General features: G+C 72.2%; 14 protein-coding genes. 4 read left to right on the plus strand and 10 right to left on the minus strand.

Annotation, left to right across the window (positions count from 1 at the left end; genetic code table 11):
• Nucleotides 1-160: 160 nt before the first annotated feature.
• The 4 genes from O3438_RS06015 to O3438_RS06030 all read right to left on the minus strand — a co-directional run bounded on the left by O3438_RS06015 (nucleotide 161) and on the right by O3438_RS06030 (nucleotide 3,735).
• Entirely contained in the window at nucleotides 161-679 is a 519-nt protein-coding gene (locus tag O3438_RS06015; protein ID WP_269678978.1) for a 2'-5' RNA ligase family protein, read from the minus strand.
• A gap of 9 nt (nucleotides 680-688) precedes the next feature.
• Complete coding sequence (locus O3438_RS06020; RefSeq protein WP_269678979.1) at nucleotides 689-1,888, minus strand: low temperature requirement protein A; 1,200 nt, start codon at nucleotides 1,886-1,888, stop codon at nucleotides 689-691.
• Between the two features lie 90 nt (nucleotides 1,889-1,978).
• Nucleotides 1,979-2,584, minus strand: a complete 606-nt coding sequence (locus tag O3438_RS06025; RefSeq protein ID WP_269678980.1) for a response regulator transcription factor — start codon at nucleotides 2,582-2,584, stop codon at nucleotides 1,979-1,981.
• Entirely contained in the window at nucleotides 2,581-3,735 is a 1,155-nt protein-coding gene (locus O3438_RS06030) for a sensor histidine kinase (RefSeq protein WP_269678981.1), read from the minus strand. The genes O3438_RS06025 and O3438_RS06030 overlap by 4 nt, the downstream gene beginning before the upstream one ends.
• Before the next feature lie 131 nt (nucleotides 3,736-3,866).
• On the opposite strand from O3438_RS06030, the gene O3438_RS06035 reads away from it, so the two are divergent.
• Nucleotides 3,867-4,781, plus strand: coding sequence for a hypothetical protein (locus tag O3438_RS06035; protein WP_269678982.1), 915 nt, complete (start codon nucleotides 3,867-3,869; stop codon nucleotides 4,779-4,781).
• Between the two features lie 85 nt (nucleotides 4,782-4,866).
• Nucleotides 4,867-6,600, plus strand: a complete 1,734-nt coding sequence (locus O3438_RS06040; protein WP_269678983.1) for a DEAD/DEAH box helicase — start codon at nucleotides 4,867-4,869, stop codon at nucleotides 6,598-6,600.
• A 48-nt stretch (nucleotides 6,601-6,648) separates the two neighbouring features.
• Here O3438_RS06040 and O3438_RS06045 read toward each other — a convergent pair whose 3' ends face one another.
• The 4 genes from O3438_RS06045 to O3438_RS06060 form a co-directional block, all read right to left on the minus strand.
• Complete coding sequence (locus O3438_RS06045; RefSeq protein ID WP_269678984.1) at nucleotides 6,649-7,053, minus strand: DoxX family protein; 405 nt, start codon at nucleotides 7,051-7,053, stop codon at nucleotides 6,649-6,651.
• Between the two features lie 132 nt (nucleotides 7,054-7,185).
• The gene (gene lon, locus O3438_RS06050; RefSeq protein ID WP_269678985.1) at nucleotides 7,186-9,516 is read right to left on the minus strand and encodes an endopeptidase La; all 2,331 of its coding nucleotides are present in this window, start codon (nucleotides 9,514-9,516) and stop codon (nucleotides 7,186-7,188) included.
• Nucleotides 9,517-9,656: 140 nt separating this feature from the next.
• Nucleotides 9,657-10,526, minus strand: a complete 870-nt coding sequence (locus O3438_RS06055) for a manganese catalase family protein (RefSeq protein WP_269678986.1) — start codon at nucleotides 10,524-10,526, stop codon at nucleotides 9,657-9,659.
• 82 nt (nucleotides 10,527-10,608) lie between these two features.
• Nucleotides 10,609-11,328, minus strand: a complete 720-nt coding sequence (locus O3438_RS06060; RefSeq protein ID WP_269678987.1) for a sensor histidine kinase — start codon at nucleotides 11,326-11,328, stop codon at nucleotides 10,609-10,611.
• An 83-nt stretch (nucleotides 11,329-11,411) separates the two neighbouring features.
• Between O3438_RS06060 and O3438_RS06065 the strand changes: the two genes are divergently transcribed.
• Together O3438_RS06065 and O3438_RS06070 are read left to right on the plus strand one after the other, a co-directional pair.
• The gene (locus tag O3438_RS06065; protein WP_269678988.1) at nucleotides 11,412-12,035 is read left to right on the plus strand and encodes a response regulator; all 624 of its coding nucleotides are present in this window, start codon (nucleotides 11,412-11,414) and stop codon (nucleotides 12,033-12,035) included.
• Between the two features lie 145 nt (nucleotides 12,036-12,180).
• The gene (locus O3438_RS06070; RefSeq protein WP_088989485.1) at nucleotides 12,181-12,528 is read left to right on the plus strand and encodes a histone-like nucleoid-structuring protein Lsr2; all 348 of its coding nucleotides are present in this window, start codon (nucleotides 12,181-12,183) and stop codon (nucleotides 12,526-12,528) included.
• A gap of 134 nt (nucleotides 12,529-12,662) precedes the next feature.
• On the opposite strand, the gene O3438_RS06075 is transcribed toward O3438_RS06070, so the two are convergent.
• Together O3438_RS06075 and O3438_RS06080 are read right to left on the minus strand one after the other, a co-directional pair.
• Nucleotides 12,663-13,955 (minus strand): hypothetical protein, encoded by a 1,293-nt coding sequence (locus O3438_RS06075; RefSeq protein ID WP_269678989.1) that lies wholly within the window; start codon nucleotides 13,953-13,955, stop codon nucleotides 12,663-12,665.
• A 296-nt stretch (nucleotides 13,956-14,251) separates the two neighbouring features.
• On the minus strand, nucleotides 14,252-15,133 hold the full coding sequence (locus O3438_RS06080; protein ID WP_269678990.1) for a DUF2726 domain-containing protein: 882 nt from the start codon (nucleotides 15,131-15,133) through the stop codon (nucleotides 14,252-14,254).
• Nucleotides 15,134-15,201 lie beyond the last annotated feature (68 nt).

Raw genomic sequence — 15,201 nt, forward strand, 5'->3', positions numbered from 1 at the left:
TCGGGCTGGTGGCGCACAGCGGCGCCGAGCCGGCGGTCGACGCCGAGTTCGACTGCCTGCGCTTCTACCGCTAGTTCGGATGCTGGTTCGGACGGCCCGGGTGGTACGCCACCCGGGCCGTCCGGCGTCTTCCCGCCGGTCGGCCCGACGCCGCGACGGCCTATCGGAGCCGGGTCAGCGGAGACACGGTCCGGTCCGTGCCGTCGTAGCTGCGCGCCCCGTCGAACGAGCCCGCCGGGCGCTGCCCGCCCGCGACGGCCCGGGCGAGCCGTAGGTCCGCGTTGCGGAACCGGAGCGCCAGGCTCAGGTGCGGCACCCACGTACCCGGCACGTGCCACGGACGCTGCCCCTCGGTGTCGGCGAGGACGTCCCAGACGGTGGCGTGCAGCGCGGTCAGCGCGGGCGTGGGTTCGACGAGCCAGACCAACGGAGCGCTGCCGTCGAGAACCACGATGCGGTCGAGGGTGACCGGCACCGGCAGCGCGTCGTCGAACAGCTCGGCCAGACGGCGCTCGACGCCGGGTGGAAGATCGTCCACCGCGGCGAGGGTGAGGTGCGGCCGGTTGGTCGGGTGGATGTTGCGGGCCAGGCTGGGCAGACCCGCCGCCGCCAGCCGCACCCAGGTCGACCGGATGGCCGTCTCCAACCCGGGCGAGCAGACCAGTTCCACAGTTCGCACTCCGACACGCTAACGGGTACGGCGGAGGGCGACGTCCTCGCCGGAGACGGGGTTGACTCCGCCCGCGATCCGGGCCCGATGGGTCAGGTCGAAGACCGCGACGACGGTGATGGTGGCGGCGCCCAGCAGTCCCACCGCCAGCGGCGGGAACCGCGTCGCCACCGGGCTCAGGATCAGACACGCCACCACGGCAGCCAGGCAGTGCTTGGTCAGGCGGTCGAACACCCAGATCTCGAAGATCATCCGTCCGACGAGGAAGGTCAGTGGCCCGACCAGGATCGCCACGACGTTGCCGGTCGACCGCTGCCCGTCGGGCTCCTTCAGCATCAGCTCGCCTCCGATGCCGGTGAGCAGGATGCCCGCCACCATCACCAGGTGGGTGTAGCTCGCCCGCAGGTTGATCCGATAGGGGTCCACCGCGGTGTCGATCTTCGCGGCGAGGCTGCTCGTCGTGCGGTAGAAGTAGGTCCACCAGAGGAAGACCACCGTCCAGAAGGTGATCAGGAAGGCGGTGGTGTTGGCCAGGTTCCGGGGCGACAGCCGGTAGAAGTTGCCGGTGGCCAGGATCGTCTCGCCGAGGGCCAGGATGATGAACTGCCGGTACCGCTCGTTCAGGTGTTCGCCCGAGAGGTGCCACTCGGTCGATCGCGCCCGACCGAGCCACGGAACCGGCCAGCCGAGGACCGGCCCCGAGTAGTCGATCGCCAGTGCGAACGCCCACAACAGGACGCGCGCTTCGTCGCCACTGGCCGCCGCCCCGGCGAACCAGATCGTCCCGGACACCAGGTACCAGACGATCCCCCGTACCGGCCGACGCCAGGCCGGGGTGCCGTGCAGGTAGAGGGCCATGACCAGGGTGCGGCCGAGGTGGATCCCGAGGTACGCGCCGACGAAGACGAAACCCTGGTCACCGAAGGCGTCCGGCACGTTGATGGACATCAACAGACTGCCGAGCATCACGCAGATGATCAGGATCTGCACCGTCGGTCGTTCGCAGTCGAGGCTGTCGGTGGCGAGGTTGGTGTTGTACCAGATCCACCAGAAGGCGAGCAGGAAGATCACGGCCTGCGCGTCGGCGAGGAGGCTCGGCTCCTCGACCAGGGTCGCCGACAGCCGGCCGAGGGTGAAGATGAAGACGAGGTCGAAGAACAGCTCGACGGCACTGGACCGCACCGGGTCGACCGGACCCGCCGCGACTTTCCTGGCCATTTGCCCATCTTCGCAGCAGGAAGGCCACGATTCGGAGGAAGTCGAGGTGTCGCAGCAGCGCCGAACGACCTGACCGGAGGATCGAGCGGATCAGAGCCAGCCGTTGTCCCGGGCGGCACGGACCGCCTCGGCCCGGTCCGCGGCACCGAGCTTCTGGACGGCCGCCGACAGGTGGTTGCGGACCGTGCCGGTGGACAGGTGCACCCGGCGGGCGATCACCGCCACCGGCGCGCCGAACTCGGCCAGCCGCAGCGTCTCCAACTCCCGAGGCGTGAGCGGGCACGCCGGCAGGGTCAGCGCGTCGGCGGCCAGCGACGGGTCGACGTACCGGCCACCGGTGTGCACCCGGCGGATCACGTCGGCGAGCGCCCCGCCGGGCGAGCCCTTCGGCACGAAACCCCGCGCCCCGGCGGTCAACGCCTGACGGAGGTGCCCCGGGCGGCCGTGCCCGGTCAACACGACCACCGCGCACTCTGGACGGACGCGGGCCAGCTCGGCGGCGACGGCGATGCCGTCCAGGCCGGGCATCTCCAGGTCCACCACGGCGACGTCCGGGCGGTGCGCGATCGTCGCGGTGACCGCCGTCGGCCCGTCGGCGGCGTGGGCCACCACGTCGATGTCCGGTTCGAGGCCGAGCAGCGCGGCGACCGCCACCCGGATCAGGTCCTCGTCGTCGGCCAGCAGGACGCGGATCACGACGGCACCGGCACTGTGGCCTCGACGGTGAACACCGCGTCCTGGCGACGTGTTCGCAGCTCTCCCCCGGCCGCGGCCAGCCGGTCGGCCAGTCCCCGCAGGCCGTGGCTGTGTTCGTCCGGGCCGCTCTCGTCGGCGCCGTCGTTGACCACCGTCATCCTGGCCACGTTCCCCTCCCGGTCGATGTGGATCTGGCACCAGTCGGCGCGGCTGTGCCGCAGCACGTTGGTGCCCGCCTCGCGCAGCACCGCCGCCAGTTCGGTCGCGGCCGGCTGCGGCAGGTCCACCGGTGGCGACGGCACCGTGCAGCGCACTCCGCACGACCGGAGCACCTCCGCCACGGCGGCCACCTGCTCGCCGAGGTCGACAGCGCGGTAGCCGTGCACGCTCTCCCGGACCTCGGCGAGCGCGGACGCGGCGAGCCGCTGCACCTCGGCGGCCTCCCGACCGGCCCGAACCGGGTCGACCGGCGCGAGCCGCGCGGCGAGTTCGGCCTTCAGCGCGATCACCGTGAGACTGTGCCCCAGCAGGTCGTGCACGTCGCGGGCGAAGCGCAGCCGCTCCTCGGCGGCGGCCAGCCTGCCCTGGGCGGCCTGTCCCTGCCGGGCCTCCACCAGCAGGTCCCAGAACCAGACCTGGAACCTGTTGACCGCCGCCACGCCCACCCCGACCCCGCCCGTCACGGCCAGGGAACGCCCCACCGATCCGCCGGTCCACCAGGCCACCGCCGCCGACACCAGGAGGGTGCCGGCGGTGACCGCCAGCGCTCCGGGAAGGCGGACCACCAACGGGGCCATCCCGACCAGGGAGGCGCCGAGCCACGCCCAGGTCGGCCAGACCCCGGCCGCGACCGGCGCCACCAACGGCACGGTCAGTACCGCCACGACGGCCAGACCGAGCTGGGCGCGCCGTCGCCACCGCTGCGCGAGCCAGGGGGTGACCGCCGCGTACAACACGGCGGTCTGGGTGGCCGCGAAGGCGAGGATGCCGACCGCGCCGAGCGCGACGCGGCCGACGTCCGGCTCGCGGCTCAGGCCGGCTGCCGGCAGCAGGACGGTCGCCCACATCCCGACGGCCAGCGACAGCAACGTCGCCCGCCGGGCCCGGAGCAGCCGGCGGTCCGCCCGGGGAGTCGCCGGCTCGCTCGTCACGCGTCGATCCTAGGACCGCGCGCCGCCCGGTCCACCCATGCGAATTGTCACGGTCGGACCGTGCGACGCGCACGAATATCCGGTGACGGACGCGTCTGCCCGCCGGGCCGGAGCGCCGGCACTGTCAGGGCATGGAAAACACACGGATGTACGCCGACACCGCCGCCCGCGTACCGTCGCCCGGGCCACTGACGACCGACCAGCCGGTGCCCACGGGCGCGACGCGGACCGACGTGACGCCGGCCGGCGGTACGCGACGGCTGCTGTGGCATCTCGGCGAGATGGCGCTGGCGATGGTCGCCGGGATGCTGTTGCTCGGGCCGCTGGTCGAGATGGGCGGTGCCGCTCTGGGTGCGACCGGCGCGCTGGCCCGCCCGGAGGTGGCCGCGCTGGTGATGGCCACCACCATGACCGTCGGGATGACGGTGTGGATGCGCTACCGGGCGCACCACTGGCGTGGGGTGGGCGAGATGGCCGCCGCCATGTACGTCCCGTTCCTGCTGCTGTTCGTGCCGTACTGGATCGGCCTGCTCGACGCCGACGGCTTGCTGCTCGGCGGTCACCTGTTGATGGTGCCGGCGATGGTGCTGGTGGCGGTGCGGCATCGGCACGAGTCGCCGGCGGTGATCCGTCGACACCCGGCCGTGGTGGCGCTCGCCCGCCGCTGGCCGACCGGGCTGGCGCTGCTGGTGACCGCGGACATGTGGCTCGACCCGGGGGTGCTCAGCCCGTGGACGATGCTGGTGCTGCCCGGCGGCTACCTGCTGATCGGCCTGTTCCGGCGCACGCTGCGCGGTCCGGGTGTGCTCCCCACCCAACTCGTCGGTCTCGCCGTCTGGGGCACCGTGACGCTGGTCGCGGTGGCCGCCGGCGGCCGGACCGCCGAGTGGTTGGTGGCGCTCGGCTGGCTGGCGCACGCCGGGTGGGACCTGGCGCACCATCGGTCCGGCCGGGTGGTGCCGCGCGGCTACACCGAGTTCTGCGGGGTGCTCGACGCGATCCTCGCCGCGGTGATGATCCTGGCGATCCTGAGCACCCCCGCCTGACCGCGACCGCCGCTGACGGGGCACCTGCCGCGCTCATGTGGCGGTCGGCGCAGCGGCCCGGACGGCGTGATGAAAGGCTTGGCACATGAGTTCCGCACCTGCACAGCACGACGCACCGTCCGACGCCACCCCCGCCGGCACCGACGAGGTGAACGCCTTCACCGAGCTCGGGCTGCGCGCCGAACTGCTGGGCGCGCTGTCCGCCCTCGGCTACGAGGAGCCCACACCCATCCAGCGGGAGGCGATCCCACCGCTGCTGGAGGGTCGGGACCTGCTGGGTCAGGCGGCCACCGGCACCGGCAAGACGGCGGCGTTCGCGCTCCCCCTGCTGAACCTCATGACGGCCCACCGTCGTGGCGGTGACCCGGTGGCGCTGGTGTTGGTGCCGACGCGTGAGCTGGCGGTGCAGGTCTCCGAGGCGTTCCACCGCTACGGCAAGGACCTGGGCGCCCGGGTGCTGCCGATCTACGGTGGGCAGCCGATCGGACGGCAGCTGCGGGCACTCGACAGCGGTGTGGACGTGGTGGTGGCCACCCCGGGCCGCGCCCTCGACCACATCGCCCGGGGCACCCTGCGCCTCGGTGGGTTGAGCACGGTGGTGCTCGACGAGGCCGACGAGATGCTCGACATGGGCTTCGCCGAGGACATCGAGGCGATCCTGGAACACGCTCCGGCGCAGCGGCAGACGGTTCTCTTCTCCGCCACCATGCCGTCGCGTATCGACGGGATGGCCCGGCAGCACCTCAGCGATCCGGTCCGGATCGAGATCGGTCGGGAGCAGCCGGTCGCGGGTGAGGCGCCCCGGGTCCGGCAGAGCGCGTACATCGTCACCCGGGCGCACAAGCCGGCCGCACTGGGTCGGGTGCTGGACGTCGAGTCGCCCACCGCCGCGATCGTGTTCTGCCGCAGCCGGGAGGAGGTCGACCGGCTGACCGAGACGATGAACGGCCGGGGTTACCGCTCCGAGGCGTTGCACGGTGGCATGAGCCAGGAGCAGCGCGACCGGGTCATGGGCCGGCTGCGGGCGGGCACCGCGGACCTGCTGGTGGCCACCGACGTGGCGGCCCGCGGGCTGGACGTCGAGCAGCTCACCCACGTGGTCAACTACGACGTGCCGTCCGCCCCGGAGTCGTACGTGCACCGGATCGGCCGGGTGGGCCGGGCCGGCCGCGAGGGTGTGGCGATCACCCTCGCCGAGCCGCGCGAACACCGGATGCTCAAGACCATCGAGCGGGTGACCGGCCAGCGGATCACCATCGACAAGATCCCCACGGTGGCGGACATGCGGACCCGCCGGTTGGAGCTGACCCAGGCGGCGCTGCGGGAGAGCCTGCTGGAGGACGACCTCGACCCGTACCGGGTGATCGTGGAGACGCTCACCGACGAGTTCGACCTGATGGAGGTCGCCCTCGCCGCCGTGAAGCTGGCCCACGAGGTGACGTCGCCGGGCTCCGACGACGAGGAGGAGATCCCGCAGGTTCCGGTGCGCGGTCCCCGCGAGGGTCGACCGGAGTCCGGCGGTCGGGGTGGCGACCGGCGGGGCGGGGGTCGTCCACGGTCCGGCGGCGGCAACACCGTCCAGGTCTTCGTCGGCCTGGGCCGGCGCGCGGGCGTGCGCCCCCAGGATCTGGTCGGCGCGATCACCGGCGAGACCGGGATCCGCGGCCGGGACATCGGCTCGATCGAGATTGCCGACCGGTTCTCCCTGGTGGAGGTGCCGCAGGGGGTGGCCGACGAGGTGATCTCCGGGCTGCGGCAGAGCACGATCAAGGGCCGCAAGGCGACAGTGCGTCGCGACCGCGGGGGCGACGAGCGCTGAGCACGACGCCGGCGACCGCCGGGGTACGACGGTCGCCGGCGCCGGGGATCAGAACGAGTACGGCCCGAACCGGCCCCACGCCACCAGCGCGGCGAGCACCAGCAGCACCAGGCACGTCACCGTGCCCTGGATCTCCAGCTTGCGTCGCTCTGGCACGGTCTCCGTCCGCACGCCGTGCAGGTGCACCACGATGCCGCCGATCATGATGATGACCAACCCGAGCGCGGCCAGCGGGGTGAGCACCGTGGCGATGCCGGTGAGGGCGGGCAGTACGAGCCCGGCGGCGGCCAACAGTTCGAGGGCGCCGATCACCTTGACCTGGATCGGCGTGGCCGCCCGGGTCCAGCCCATCGTCTCGTGCAGCTTCTCCTTGGGCTGGGTCAGCTTGGCCACGCCGACGCCGCCGAAGATGGCGGCGAGCAGGATCTGGATGATCCACAGCACCAGGTTCACGGGTTCCTCCGGGGGTAGCGCCGTACGGCGGAGAGGTGTTGGGAAGCGTCACGCGCGACAGTAGCGCTCGATGGTCGAACATCGATGACCCCCGCCGTCACGGGGACGGCGGGGGTCATCGCGGTCGGAGGGTCAGGAGACGAAGAGCGCCGGTCCGTCCAGGGCCGGCACGTCGGCCGGGGTCAGTGCCAGGGCGAGCACGTCGGCCACGTCGGCCAGGGTGTGCACGGTCAGCGCCTCACGCACCTCGGCCGGCAGGTCGTCCAGGTCGGGCTCGTTGCGCGCCGGGATGATCACCTCGGTGAGGCCGGCCCGGTGCGCGGCGAGCAGCTTCTGCTTCACCCCGCCGATCGGCAGCACCCGACCGGACAGCGTCACCTCGCCGGTCATCCCGAACTCGGGACGGACCGGGCGGCCGGTGACCAGCGACGCCAGGGCCGTGACCATGGTGATGCCGGCGCTCGGGCCGTCCTTGGGAACCGCGCCCGCCGGGAAGTGGACGTGGATCCGCCGCCCGGCCAGGGCGTTCGGGTCGATGCCGAACCGTCGCCCGTTGGAGCGCAGGTACGACAGGGCGATGTGCGCCGACTCCTTCATCACGTCGCCGAGCTGGCCGGTCAGGGTCAGCCCCGGCTCGCCCTCCATGCTGGTCGCCTCGATGAAGAGCACGTCCCCGCCGGCGCCGGTGACGGCGAGGCCGGTCGCCACGCCGGGCACCGCCGTGCGCTCGGCCGACTCCGGGGTGAACTTCGGCCGCCCCAGGTAGCCGGTGAGGCTGTCGGTGTCGACGCGTACCGGCGACGGGTCGGTCGCCAACGTCACCGCCACCTTGCGCAGGATCTTCGCGAGGCCCCGTTCGAGCTGCCGGACGCCGGCCTCCCGGGTGTACTCCCCGGCGATCAGCGCGAGCGCCTCGTCGGCGATCTCCACCTCGTCGGCGGTCAACCCGGCCCGCTCCCGCTGCCGGGGCAGCAGGTGGTCCCGGGCGATGGCGACCTTCTCGTCCTCGGTGTAACCGTCCAGCATGACCAGTTCCATCCGGTCCAGCAGCGGGCCGGGGATGGACTCCACCACGTTCGCGGTGGCCAGGAAGAGCACGTCGGACAGGTCGAGGTCGACCTCCAGGTAGTGGTCCCGGAAGGTGTGGTTCTGCGCCGGGTCGAGCACCTCCAGCAGGGCGGCCGCGGGGTCGCCGGCGTAGCCGGCGGCCAGTTTGTCCACCTCGTCGAGGAGCACGACCGGGTTCATCGAGCCGGCCTCGCGCAGCGCGCGGACGATCCGGCCGGGCAGCGCGCCCACGTAGGTGCGCCGGTGACCGCGGATCTCCGCCTCGTCGCGGACACCGCCGAGGGACACCCGGACGAAGTTGCGGCCGAGCGCCCGCGCCACGGATTCGCCGAGGCTGGTCTTGCCGACTCCGGGAGGGCCGGCGAGGGCGAGCACCGCGCCGGAGCCGCGTCCGCCGACCACGCCGAGGTTGCGCTCGGCACGCCGGTTGCGCACGGCCAGGTACTCCAGGATGCGGTCCTTCACGTCGGCCAGGCCGGCGTGGTCGGCGTCGAGCACCGCCCGGGCCGCGGCCAGGTCGGTGTTGTCCTGGGTACGCGTACCCCACGGCATTTCGAGCACGGTGTCCAGCCAGGTGCGGATCCACCCCGCCTCCGGGGAGGCGTCGCTGGCCCGCTCCAGCTTGCCGACCTCGCGCATGGCCGCCTCGCGGACCTTCTCCGGCAGCTCGGCGGACTCCACCCGGGACCGGTAGTCGGCCGAACCGTCCGGCTCGTCCTCGCCCAGCTCCTTGCGGATCGCGGCGAGCTGCTGACGCAGCAGGAACTCGCGCTGCGACTTCTCCAGCCCCTCGCGGACGTCACTGTTGATCTGCTCGGTGACCTCCTGCTCGGCCAGGTAGTCCTTCACCCAGCCGACCAGCAGCTCCAGTCGGGAGGTGACGTCCGGCGCGGCGAGCAGCTCGGTCTTCTGCTCCAGGGTCAGCCAGGGCGCGTAACCGGCCGAGTCGGCCAACTCGGAGAGGTCGGTCATCCGCTCCACCGCGTCGATGACCTGCCAGGCGCCCCGCTGTTGCAGGACCGAGGTCACCAGGGCGCGGTACTCGCGGGCGAGTTCGCGGGCCTTGCCGGCGTAGGCGGGTTCGTCGAGTTCGGACGCCTCGACCCAGAGCGCCGCGCCGGGGCCGGGGACGCCGGAGCCGATCCGGGCCCGGGACAGGCCGCGGATGACGGCGGCGGGCTCACCCTCGGGCAGCCGGCCGACCTTCTCGATGGTGGCGATCACGCCGACCGGGCCGTACTCGCCGTCGATCCGGGGCACGGCGAGCAGCTTGCGGTCGCCGGTCGCGCGGGCGGCGTCGATGGCGGCCTGGGTGGACGGGTCGAGGGTCACCGGGATGACCATCCCGGGCAGCAGCACGGCGTCGGTCAGTGGAAGTACCGGAAGAGTTGCCATGGAACACCTGCCATCACGTTGACTTGAGCGTGTCTGGCTCAAGTAACAAAGCGTTCCCCTTGTTCCGGCTTGTGACCCAGGCCACTCCCCTGCCGGCCCGTCGGGTCGCCCGCGGACAACGGGCGACCCGACGGGAGACCTCAGGTGAGCTTGCTCTTGACCGTGTTGGCGATCGAGCCGGCCACCCCAGGGGTGGTGCCGTACAGCCGGGGATCTCCCGGCGGCAGCACCGGCTCCGGGGCGTTCGCACGCGGGTTGTCGTCGTACCGGAACTCGCCCTTGCCGTCCGGCGACGGTCCGGACGTCCAGCGGCTCTGCGCCGCGTCCGTCCCCGAGGAGAACCCGAGGTACGTGTAGCCGTACTCCTCGGTGAGGTCACCGGAGTCCGGGAACGCCTCCGGCACCGGCATGTCCTCCAACCCGTCCTCCTTGAGCTGCTCGATCGCGGCCAGCCACATGTTCTGGTGCATCGTGTCGCGGGCCAGCAGGAAGCGCAGCATCTGCTTGACGCCGGGGTCGTCGGTCATCTGGAACAACCGGGCGACCTGGAGCCGACCCTGCGCCTCGGCGGTCACGTTGAGCTGGAAGTCGGCCAGCAGGTTGCCGCTGGCGGTGACGTACGCGCCGTTCCACGGCACCCCGTTGGAGTCGGCGGGCAACGCTCCGGCACCGGCGTGGATGAAGTGCGCCGGGTTCGAGCCGGCGTAGATCGCCGCCCCACCGGGATCCTCCGCGATGCCCTCCGACAGCGACAGCGGCGCGCTGTCCAACAACCGGGTGATCATCGTGCAGATCATCTCGACGTGGCCCATCTCCTCGGTGCCGACGTCGAGCAGCAGATCCTTGTACTTCCCGGGCAGGCGGCAGTTCCACCCCTGGAAGAGGTACTGGTTGGCGACAGTCATCTCGCCCCACTTGCCGCCCAGCACCTCCTGCAGGCGGCGGGCGAACGCGGCGTCCGGGCCGTCCGGTTTGGCCTCGAACTGCAGGTCCTTGACGTGACTGAACATCTGACCCCCTCGGTACGGAAATCGGCAGTGCAGCCGTTCCCGTACCGGTGACCCGGCCGGGCCAATCCGTGTCCCGGCGGGGTCAGCGCACCGGAAGCAGCACCTCCAGCGCCGCCCCGCGCGGCTGCAACCGATGCGCCCGCAGCGCTCCCCCGTCCACCGCGACGAGCTGCCGGACGATCCACAGCCCCAACCCGGACATCCCGTGCCCGGGCGCGGGGCGGCGCAGCGCGGCGAGCAGCGCGTCGTCGACGCGCCCCTCGTCGGTCACCAGCACGCTCAGGCCGGGGCCGCGCACCGTGGCGTAGAGCCCGACCTGCCCCTGTGACGGCCCGTGCCGCAGCGCGTTCTCCACCAGGTTGACGAGCACCTGCCGGGTCCGTCCCGCCGGCACCGGGCAGGATCCCGCCAACCGGGTGGCGCGCACCCGCCGTCGGCCGACCGGCACCAGCGCGGCGGCCTCGCGCAGAATGCCCGCCAGCGCGACGGTCGGCTCCGGTCGGGGGTTCAGCGCCAGCGCGCCGGTGCCGGCCGTGGCGTCGCGCAGCAGGCTCTGCAGGTGGGCGGCCTGATCGCGGGCGAGCTCGGTGATCGCCCGCCGGTCGGCGCCGCTCAGCTCGCGGTGCTCGTCGGCCAACGCGCGGGTCAGCGAGGTCAGGGTGCTGATCGGCGTACGGAACTCGTGGCACAACACCCGCAACAGCAACTCCGAATCGGCCACCGGTGCGCGCAGGTCACCCGAAGCGGGCTCGATCCGGCGCAACCCTCGCAGCAGGCCCTGCAAACCGTGGCGTGCGCGCATCCACCCGACTCCCCTCGTTCGGTGCGTACCCGCATGATCGGTACCCGCTGGGGAACGGCGCAGACATGCCGGGAGCCTCCACCATGCGAATCGTCGTCGTGGACGATCACCCCCTCTTCGTCCGCGGCCTCGAACTGCTGCTCCCCATCACCACCGACGGCCGGGCCGAGGTGGTCGCCTCCACCGGCGACGCCGCCGCCGCGGCGGCGCTGGTCAGCCGCTGCCAGCCCGACCTGGCCCTGGTCGACCTGCACATGCCGCCGCCGGGCGGCATCCGGGCGGTGGCCGCGATCCGACGGACCACCCCCCGGATACGCGTGGTCGCGATGTCCGGCTCCACCGACCCGGCACCGGCGTTGGAGGCGCTGCGGGCCGGCGCCGAGGGGTTCCTGCCGAAGACCAGTGAACCGGAGGCGCTGCTGCCCCCGTTGCGGGCCGTCCTCGACGGGTGGGCGGTCCTCCCGGGAGCGCTGCTGCACGCGATGCTGCGCCCCACCCACGCGACGCCCGTCGACCTGGACGGCGAGGAACGCCGGCTGCTGCGGGCGATCGCCTCCGGCCGCAACACCGTCGACATCGCCGACGAACTGCATGTCTCGGAGCGGACGGTGAAACGAATGACCGCCGCGTTGCTGCGCAAGTTGCGGGTTTCCAACCGGGCGGAGGCGGCCGCCATCGCCGGTCACACCGGCCTTCTCGGCGAATGAGGCCAGTTCATCCGCCCCGATTCACGGTTTTGCTCGGTAACGGAATCGCGACGCGCCGAATGAATAGGACGCGTATTGTTGCGGATTCCGGGGGTGATAGGTCAGACTTTGGACACATCCCGCCGCACACAGGGAGTAATCGGCAATGGCGAGAAAAGTAATCACGGTCCTGACCGACGACCTCGACGGTGGGAAGGCCGATCGGACGGTCGAGTTCAGTCTCGACGGCGTCGCCTACACGATCGACGTCTCGGACGAGAATGCCGGCGTCCTTCGCAAGGCGCTGGATCCGTACATCAATGCGGGTCGGCGGATCGGGCGCGGCCCGGTCGAGAGCGCGCGCTCGGTCCGGCGTCCGGGGCGACCCGCCGGCGCGGGAATGGATCGGGAGCAGAACCGAGCAATCCGGGAATGGGCCGTCAAGAACGGCTACAAGATTTCCGAACGGGGCCGGATCCCGGTCGAGGTCGTCGAGGCGTACAAGAGCCGCTGACGCGCGAGTCGACGAGGGGGCCCTGCCGTTTCCGGCGGGGCCCCGTCGTTGTGTCCGGGAAACCTCGACGACGCGGCGGCCGGTCACCCGGGGGTTGTCGCCCCCGGGTGACCGGCCGCCGTTGGTACGTCCGGTCAGTTGACGGTGATGCGCACCGAGTCGAATGCCGGCGTCTGGTTGGCCCGCTCCATCATCGGCAGACGGTGCGAGCCGTCACCGGCCCAGACGGAGCACTGCGCGGTGCCCGACTCCGGCAGGCCCGGAATCTGGATGGTCACCTCGTCGGGCTGGGCCCCACCGCGACCGTCCTCGGTCGCGACGAAGAACGCCGGCACCTCCTGCGGCTCCGGCGGGGTGGTCAGGCTGTCCAGCATCCGGCACGCGGTGTGGAAGTGACCCCGGACCAGGCCCTGGGCGTTGAGCAGCGAGCTCTCCACGTAGTAGCCGCCCTGACCGGCCGCCAGGAAGCGGTCGCGGACCAGGTTGCGGGTGCTGACCCGCAGGGTGAAGGCCTGGTTCTGGCCCACCTGCTGGGGGAACTGGGTGATCAGCAGCGACGGGTTGTTCGCGGCGGCGCCGACCTCACCGAACTCGGTGCTCACGCAGCGGTTGCCGTTCTGGAAGCCGTCGTGCGGCTGGAGGCGGCTCTCGTCGCAGTCGTTGGCCAGCACGCCGAGACCGGCGCCGGGGGCGTTGCCGCCACCGTTGTTGCCGCCACCGTTGTTACCGCCACCGTTGTTGCCGCCACCGTTGTTGCCGCCGGTGCTGGTGGTGGGGGTGGGCGTGCTGCCGCTGCCGTTGTTGCCGCCACCGTTGTTGGTCGGCTGCACCGTGCACGGGGCGAGTTCCGCGAGACCCTGCGGCCGGGGGCCGACACGGTCGATGGCGGTCGTGATCCGGTCCAGCACCGCGCGCCGCTTGCCGGCCAGCGGTTGCAGGATCGCGTTGCGGATGAACGCCTCACCCTTGTTGCCCTCGGCGGCGAGACGGCGGTCCGCCTCGGCGATCTGCGCCTGCAACTGGGCGAGGTTGCGGTCCACCTCGGCCCGCGCCCGGTCCGGCACCTGCGGCAGTTTGGCCGTCACGTCCGGGCAGGCGATGGCCGTGCCGGTGCCGACCGTGCCGTCCTTTCCGTCCTCACACTCGGGGACCGACTGCTGCCCGTCACCCCAGTGGTTGCGCACCCACCGACCGTTCTGCCAGGTTCGGCTGGTGGAACCGTCGCCGGTCGGCGCGGTCGCGCCCGGGCTCGGTTCCACGCACTGCCCGGCGGCCGGGCGGGGCTTATTGGTCCGCCGGTCCTGGGCCGACGAAATCTGGGTCACGGCGACGACTCCGCCGAACACCGCGAGCGTGCCGACAACGGCCAACAGACGCTTGCTCCGCGCGTTGCCGGGTGACCGGCGCGCCCGAGTGGACCTGCGCATCGAATTGCTCTCCTTCTCGATCCGGTTGTGGATTCCTGCCCTCGGCGGACCGACGGATGTGAGATGGCACGCCACGGCGGCGAGCACCGTGACCTACCCGGTAATGCGTCGATGGCCGACGATGCCCTTTCCACACCGTCCCCCGGGTCCCGACGACGCGAGTGGGGAGATCCTGTTCATTCGCGCAGGAGTACGGGGCGGCGACCGAGAAGGTTCAACCAGTTCACAGGAAATTGCCGCGACCCGACACGGAGGCGGGGCGGAGCGGTGAATCAGCAGGTGGAACGGGTGCGGCGTCAGTCGGCGCAGAGGTGGTCGAAGGCGAACCCGCCGACCAGTTCGTCGCGGCGTCGACTCAGCGCGACGATCTGCGCGGTCAACTCGGCGCGCGGCACCAGCTTGGCGGCCGCGTCTTCCCGCAGTCGCTCCCCGACGGCGACAGTGGCGAGATCCTCGGCAAGCCGGGCCGGGTCGATCCCGCAGGAGAAGCGGTGTTCGGTCACCGAGACCCGCTCGACGAGGCACGCGTCGGGGCGGACCTGCACCCAACTCCATCCCTGCGCCGGCCCGTCCGCCCAGCGGACGTGCAGTCCCCGCACGATCGGGTCGGCCACCCGCCCGGCCACGTAGGCCTCCACCACCGCCGCGCGGGTCAGCGCACCGAGATCGTTGACCGCTCCGGTACGGCCGTCCGGCAACCGGCCGAGGATGTCCCGGAAACCCGTCGGGACCGGTTCGTCGTCGGAGGTGGCCACCACGGCGCTGCCCGCAGCGTAGGCGCGCGCGTCGATCACGTACTCCACGAGGCGGCGCCCGTGCTCGGCCGCCCGCAACGTCGGAGAACCGATTCGCAGCACGGGCAGGCCGACGGCCTCGCTCACCGCGTCCTTCAGTCGCTCGGCGCGCTGCTCCGCCGAGCCGGCGGCCGCGACCGGGCCGATCTCCACGGCGACAACCGCGCGGCCGGTGTCGGCCGAGCGGACCACGAAGTCGAAGCTGGCGCGGCTGGCCGAACTCCACTGGCTGCCGGTGACACCGGGTGGCCGCCCCTGGACCAGGTCACTGAGCCTGCGGTTCGTCTGGATCCGCTGGCCGGCGCGGCTGAGCGGCGTGTCGCGTCCGCTCTCGGCGGATACCGTCCGCAGCCAGCCGCGGTCGTCGCTGCCGATGCTCGTCATCTGCCTGATCCATCCGCCGGTCGGTCGAGCCGGGCCGAGTCTAGGCGGTCGATCATGGTGTACGCCTC

This window comes from Micromonospora sp. WMMC250 (assembly GCF_027460215.1).
Classification (GTDB): Bacteria; Actinomycetota; Actinomycetes; order Mycobacteriales; family Micromonosporaceae; genus Micromonospora; species Micromonospora taraxaci.

Coding starts and splice junctions, on each gene's coding strand:
- O3438_RS06020 (WP_269678979.1), bottom strand. CDS start 1,888: ATGGCCAGGAAAGTCGCGGCGGGTCCGGTCGACCCGGTGCGGTCCAGT.
- O3438_RS06035 (WP_269678982.1), top strand. CDS start 3,867: ATGGAAAACACACGGATGTACGCCGACACCGCCGCCCGCGTACCGTCG.
- O3438_RS06040 (WP_269678983.1), top strand. CDS start 4,867: ATGAGTTCCGCACCTGCACAGCACGACGCACCGTCCGACGCCACCCCC.
- lon (WP_269678985.1), bottom strand. CDS start 9,516: ATGGCAACTCTTCCGGTACTTCCACTGACCGACGCCGTGCTGCTGCCC.
- O3438_RS06055 (WP_269678986.1), bottom strand. CDS start 10,526: ATGTTCAGTCACGTCAAGGACCTGCAGTTCGAGGCCAAACCGGACGGC.
- O3438_RS06060 (WP_269678987.1), bottom strand. CDS start 11,328: ATGCGCGCACGCCACGGTTTGCAGGGCCTGCTGCGAGGGTTGCGCCGG.
- O3438_RS06065 (WP_269678988.1), top strand. CDS start 11,412: ATGCGAATCGTCGTCGTGGACGATCACCCCCTCTTCGTCCGCGGCCTC.
- O3438_RS06070 (WP_088989485.1), top strand. CDS start 12,181: ATGGCGAGAAAAGTAATCACGGTCCTGACCGACGACCTCGACGGTGGG.
- O3438_RS06075 (WP_269678989.1), bottom strand. CDS start 13,955: ATGCGCAGGTCCACTCGGGCGCGCCGGTCACCCGGCAACGCGCGGAGC.
- O3438_RS06080 (WP_269678990.1), bottom strand. CDS start 15,133: ATGACGAGCATCGGCAGCGACGACCGCGGCTGGCTGCGGACGGTATCC.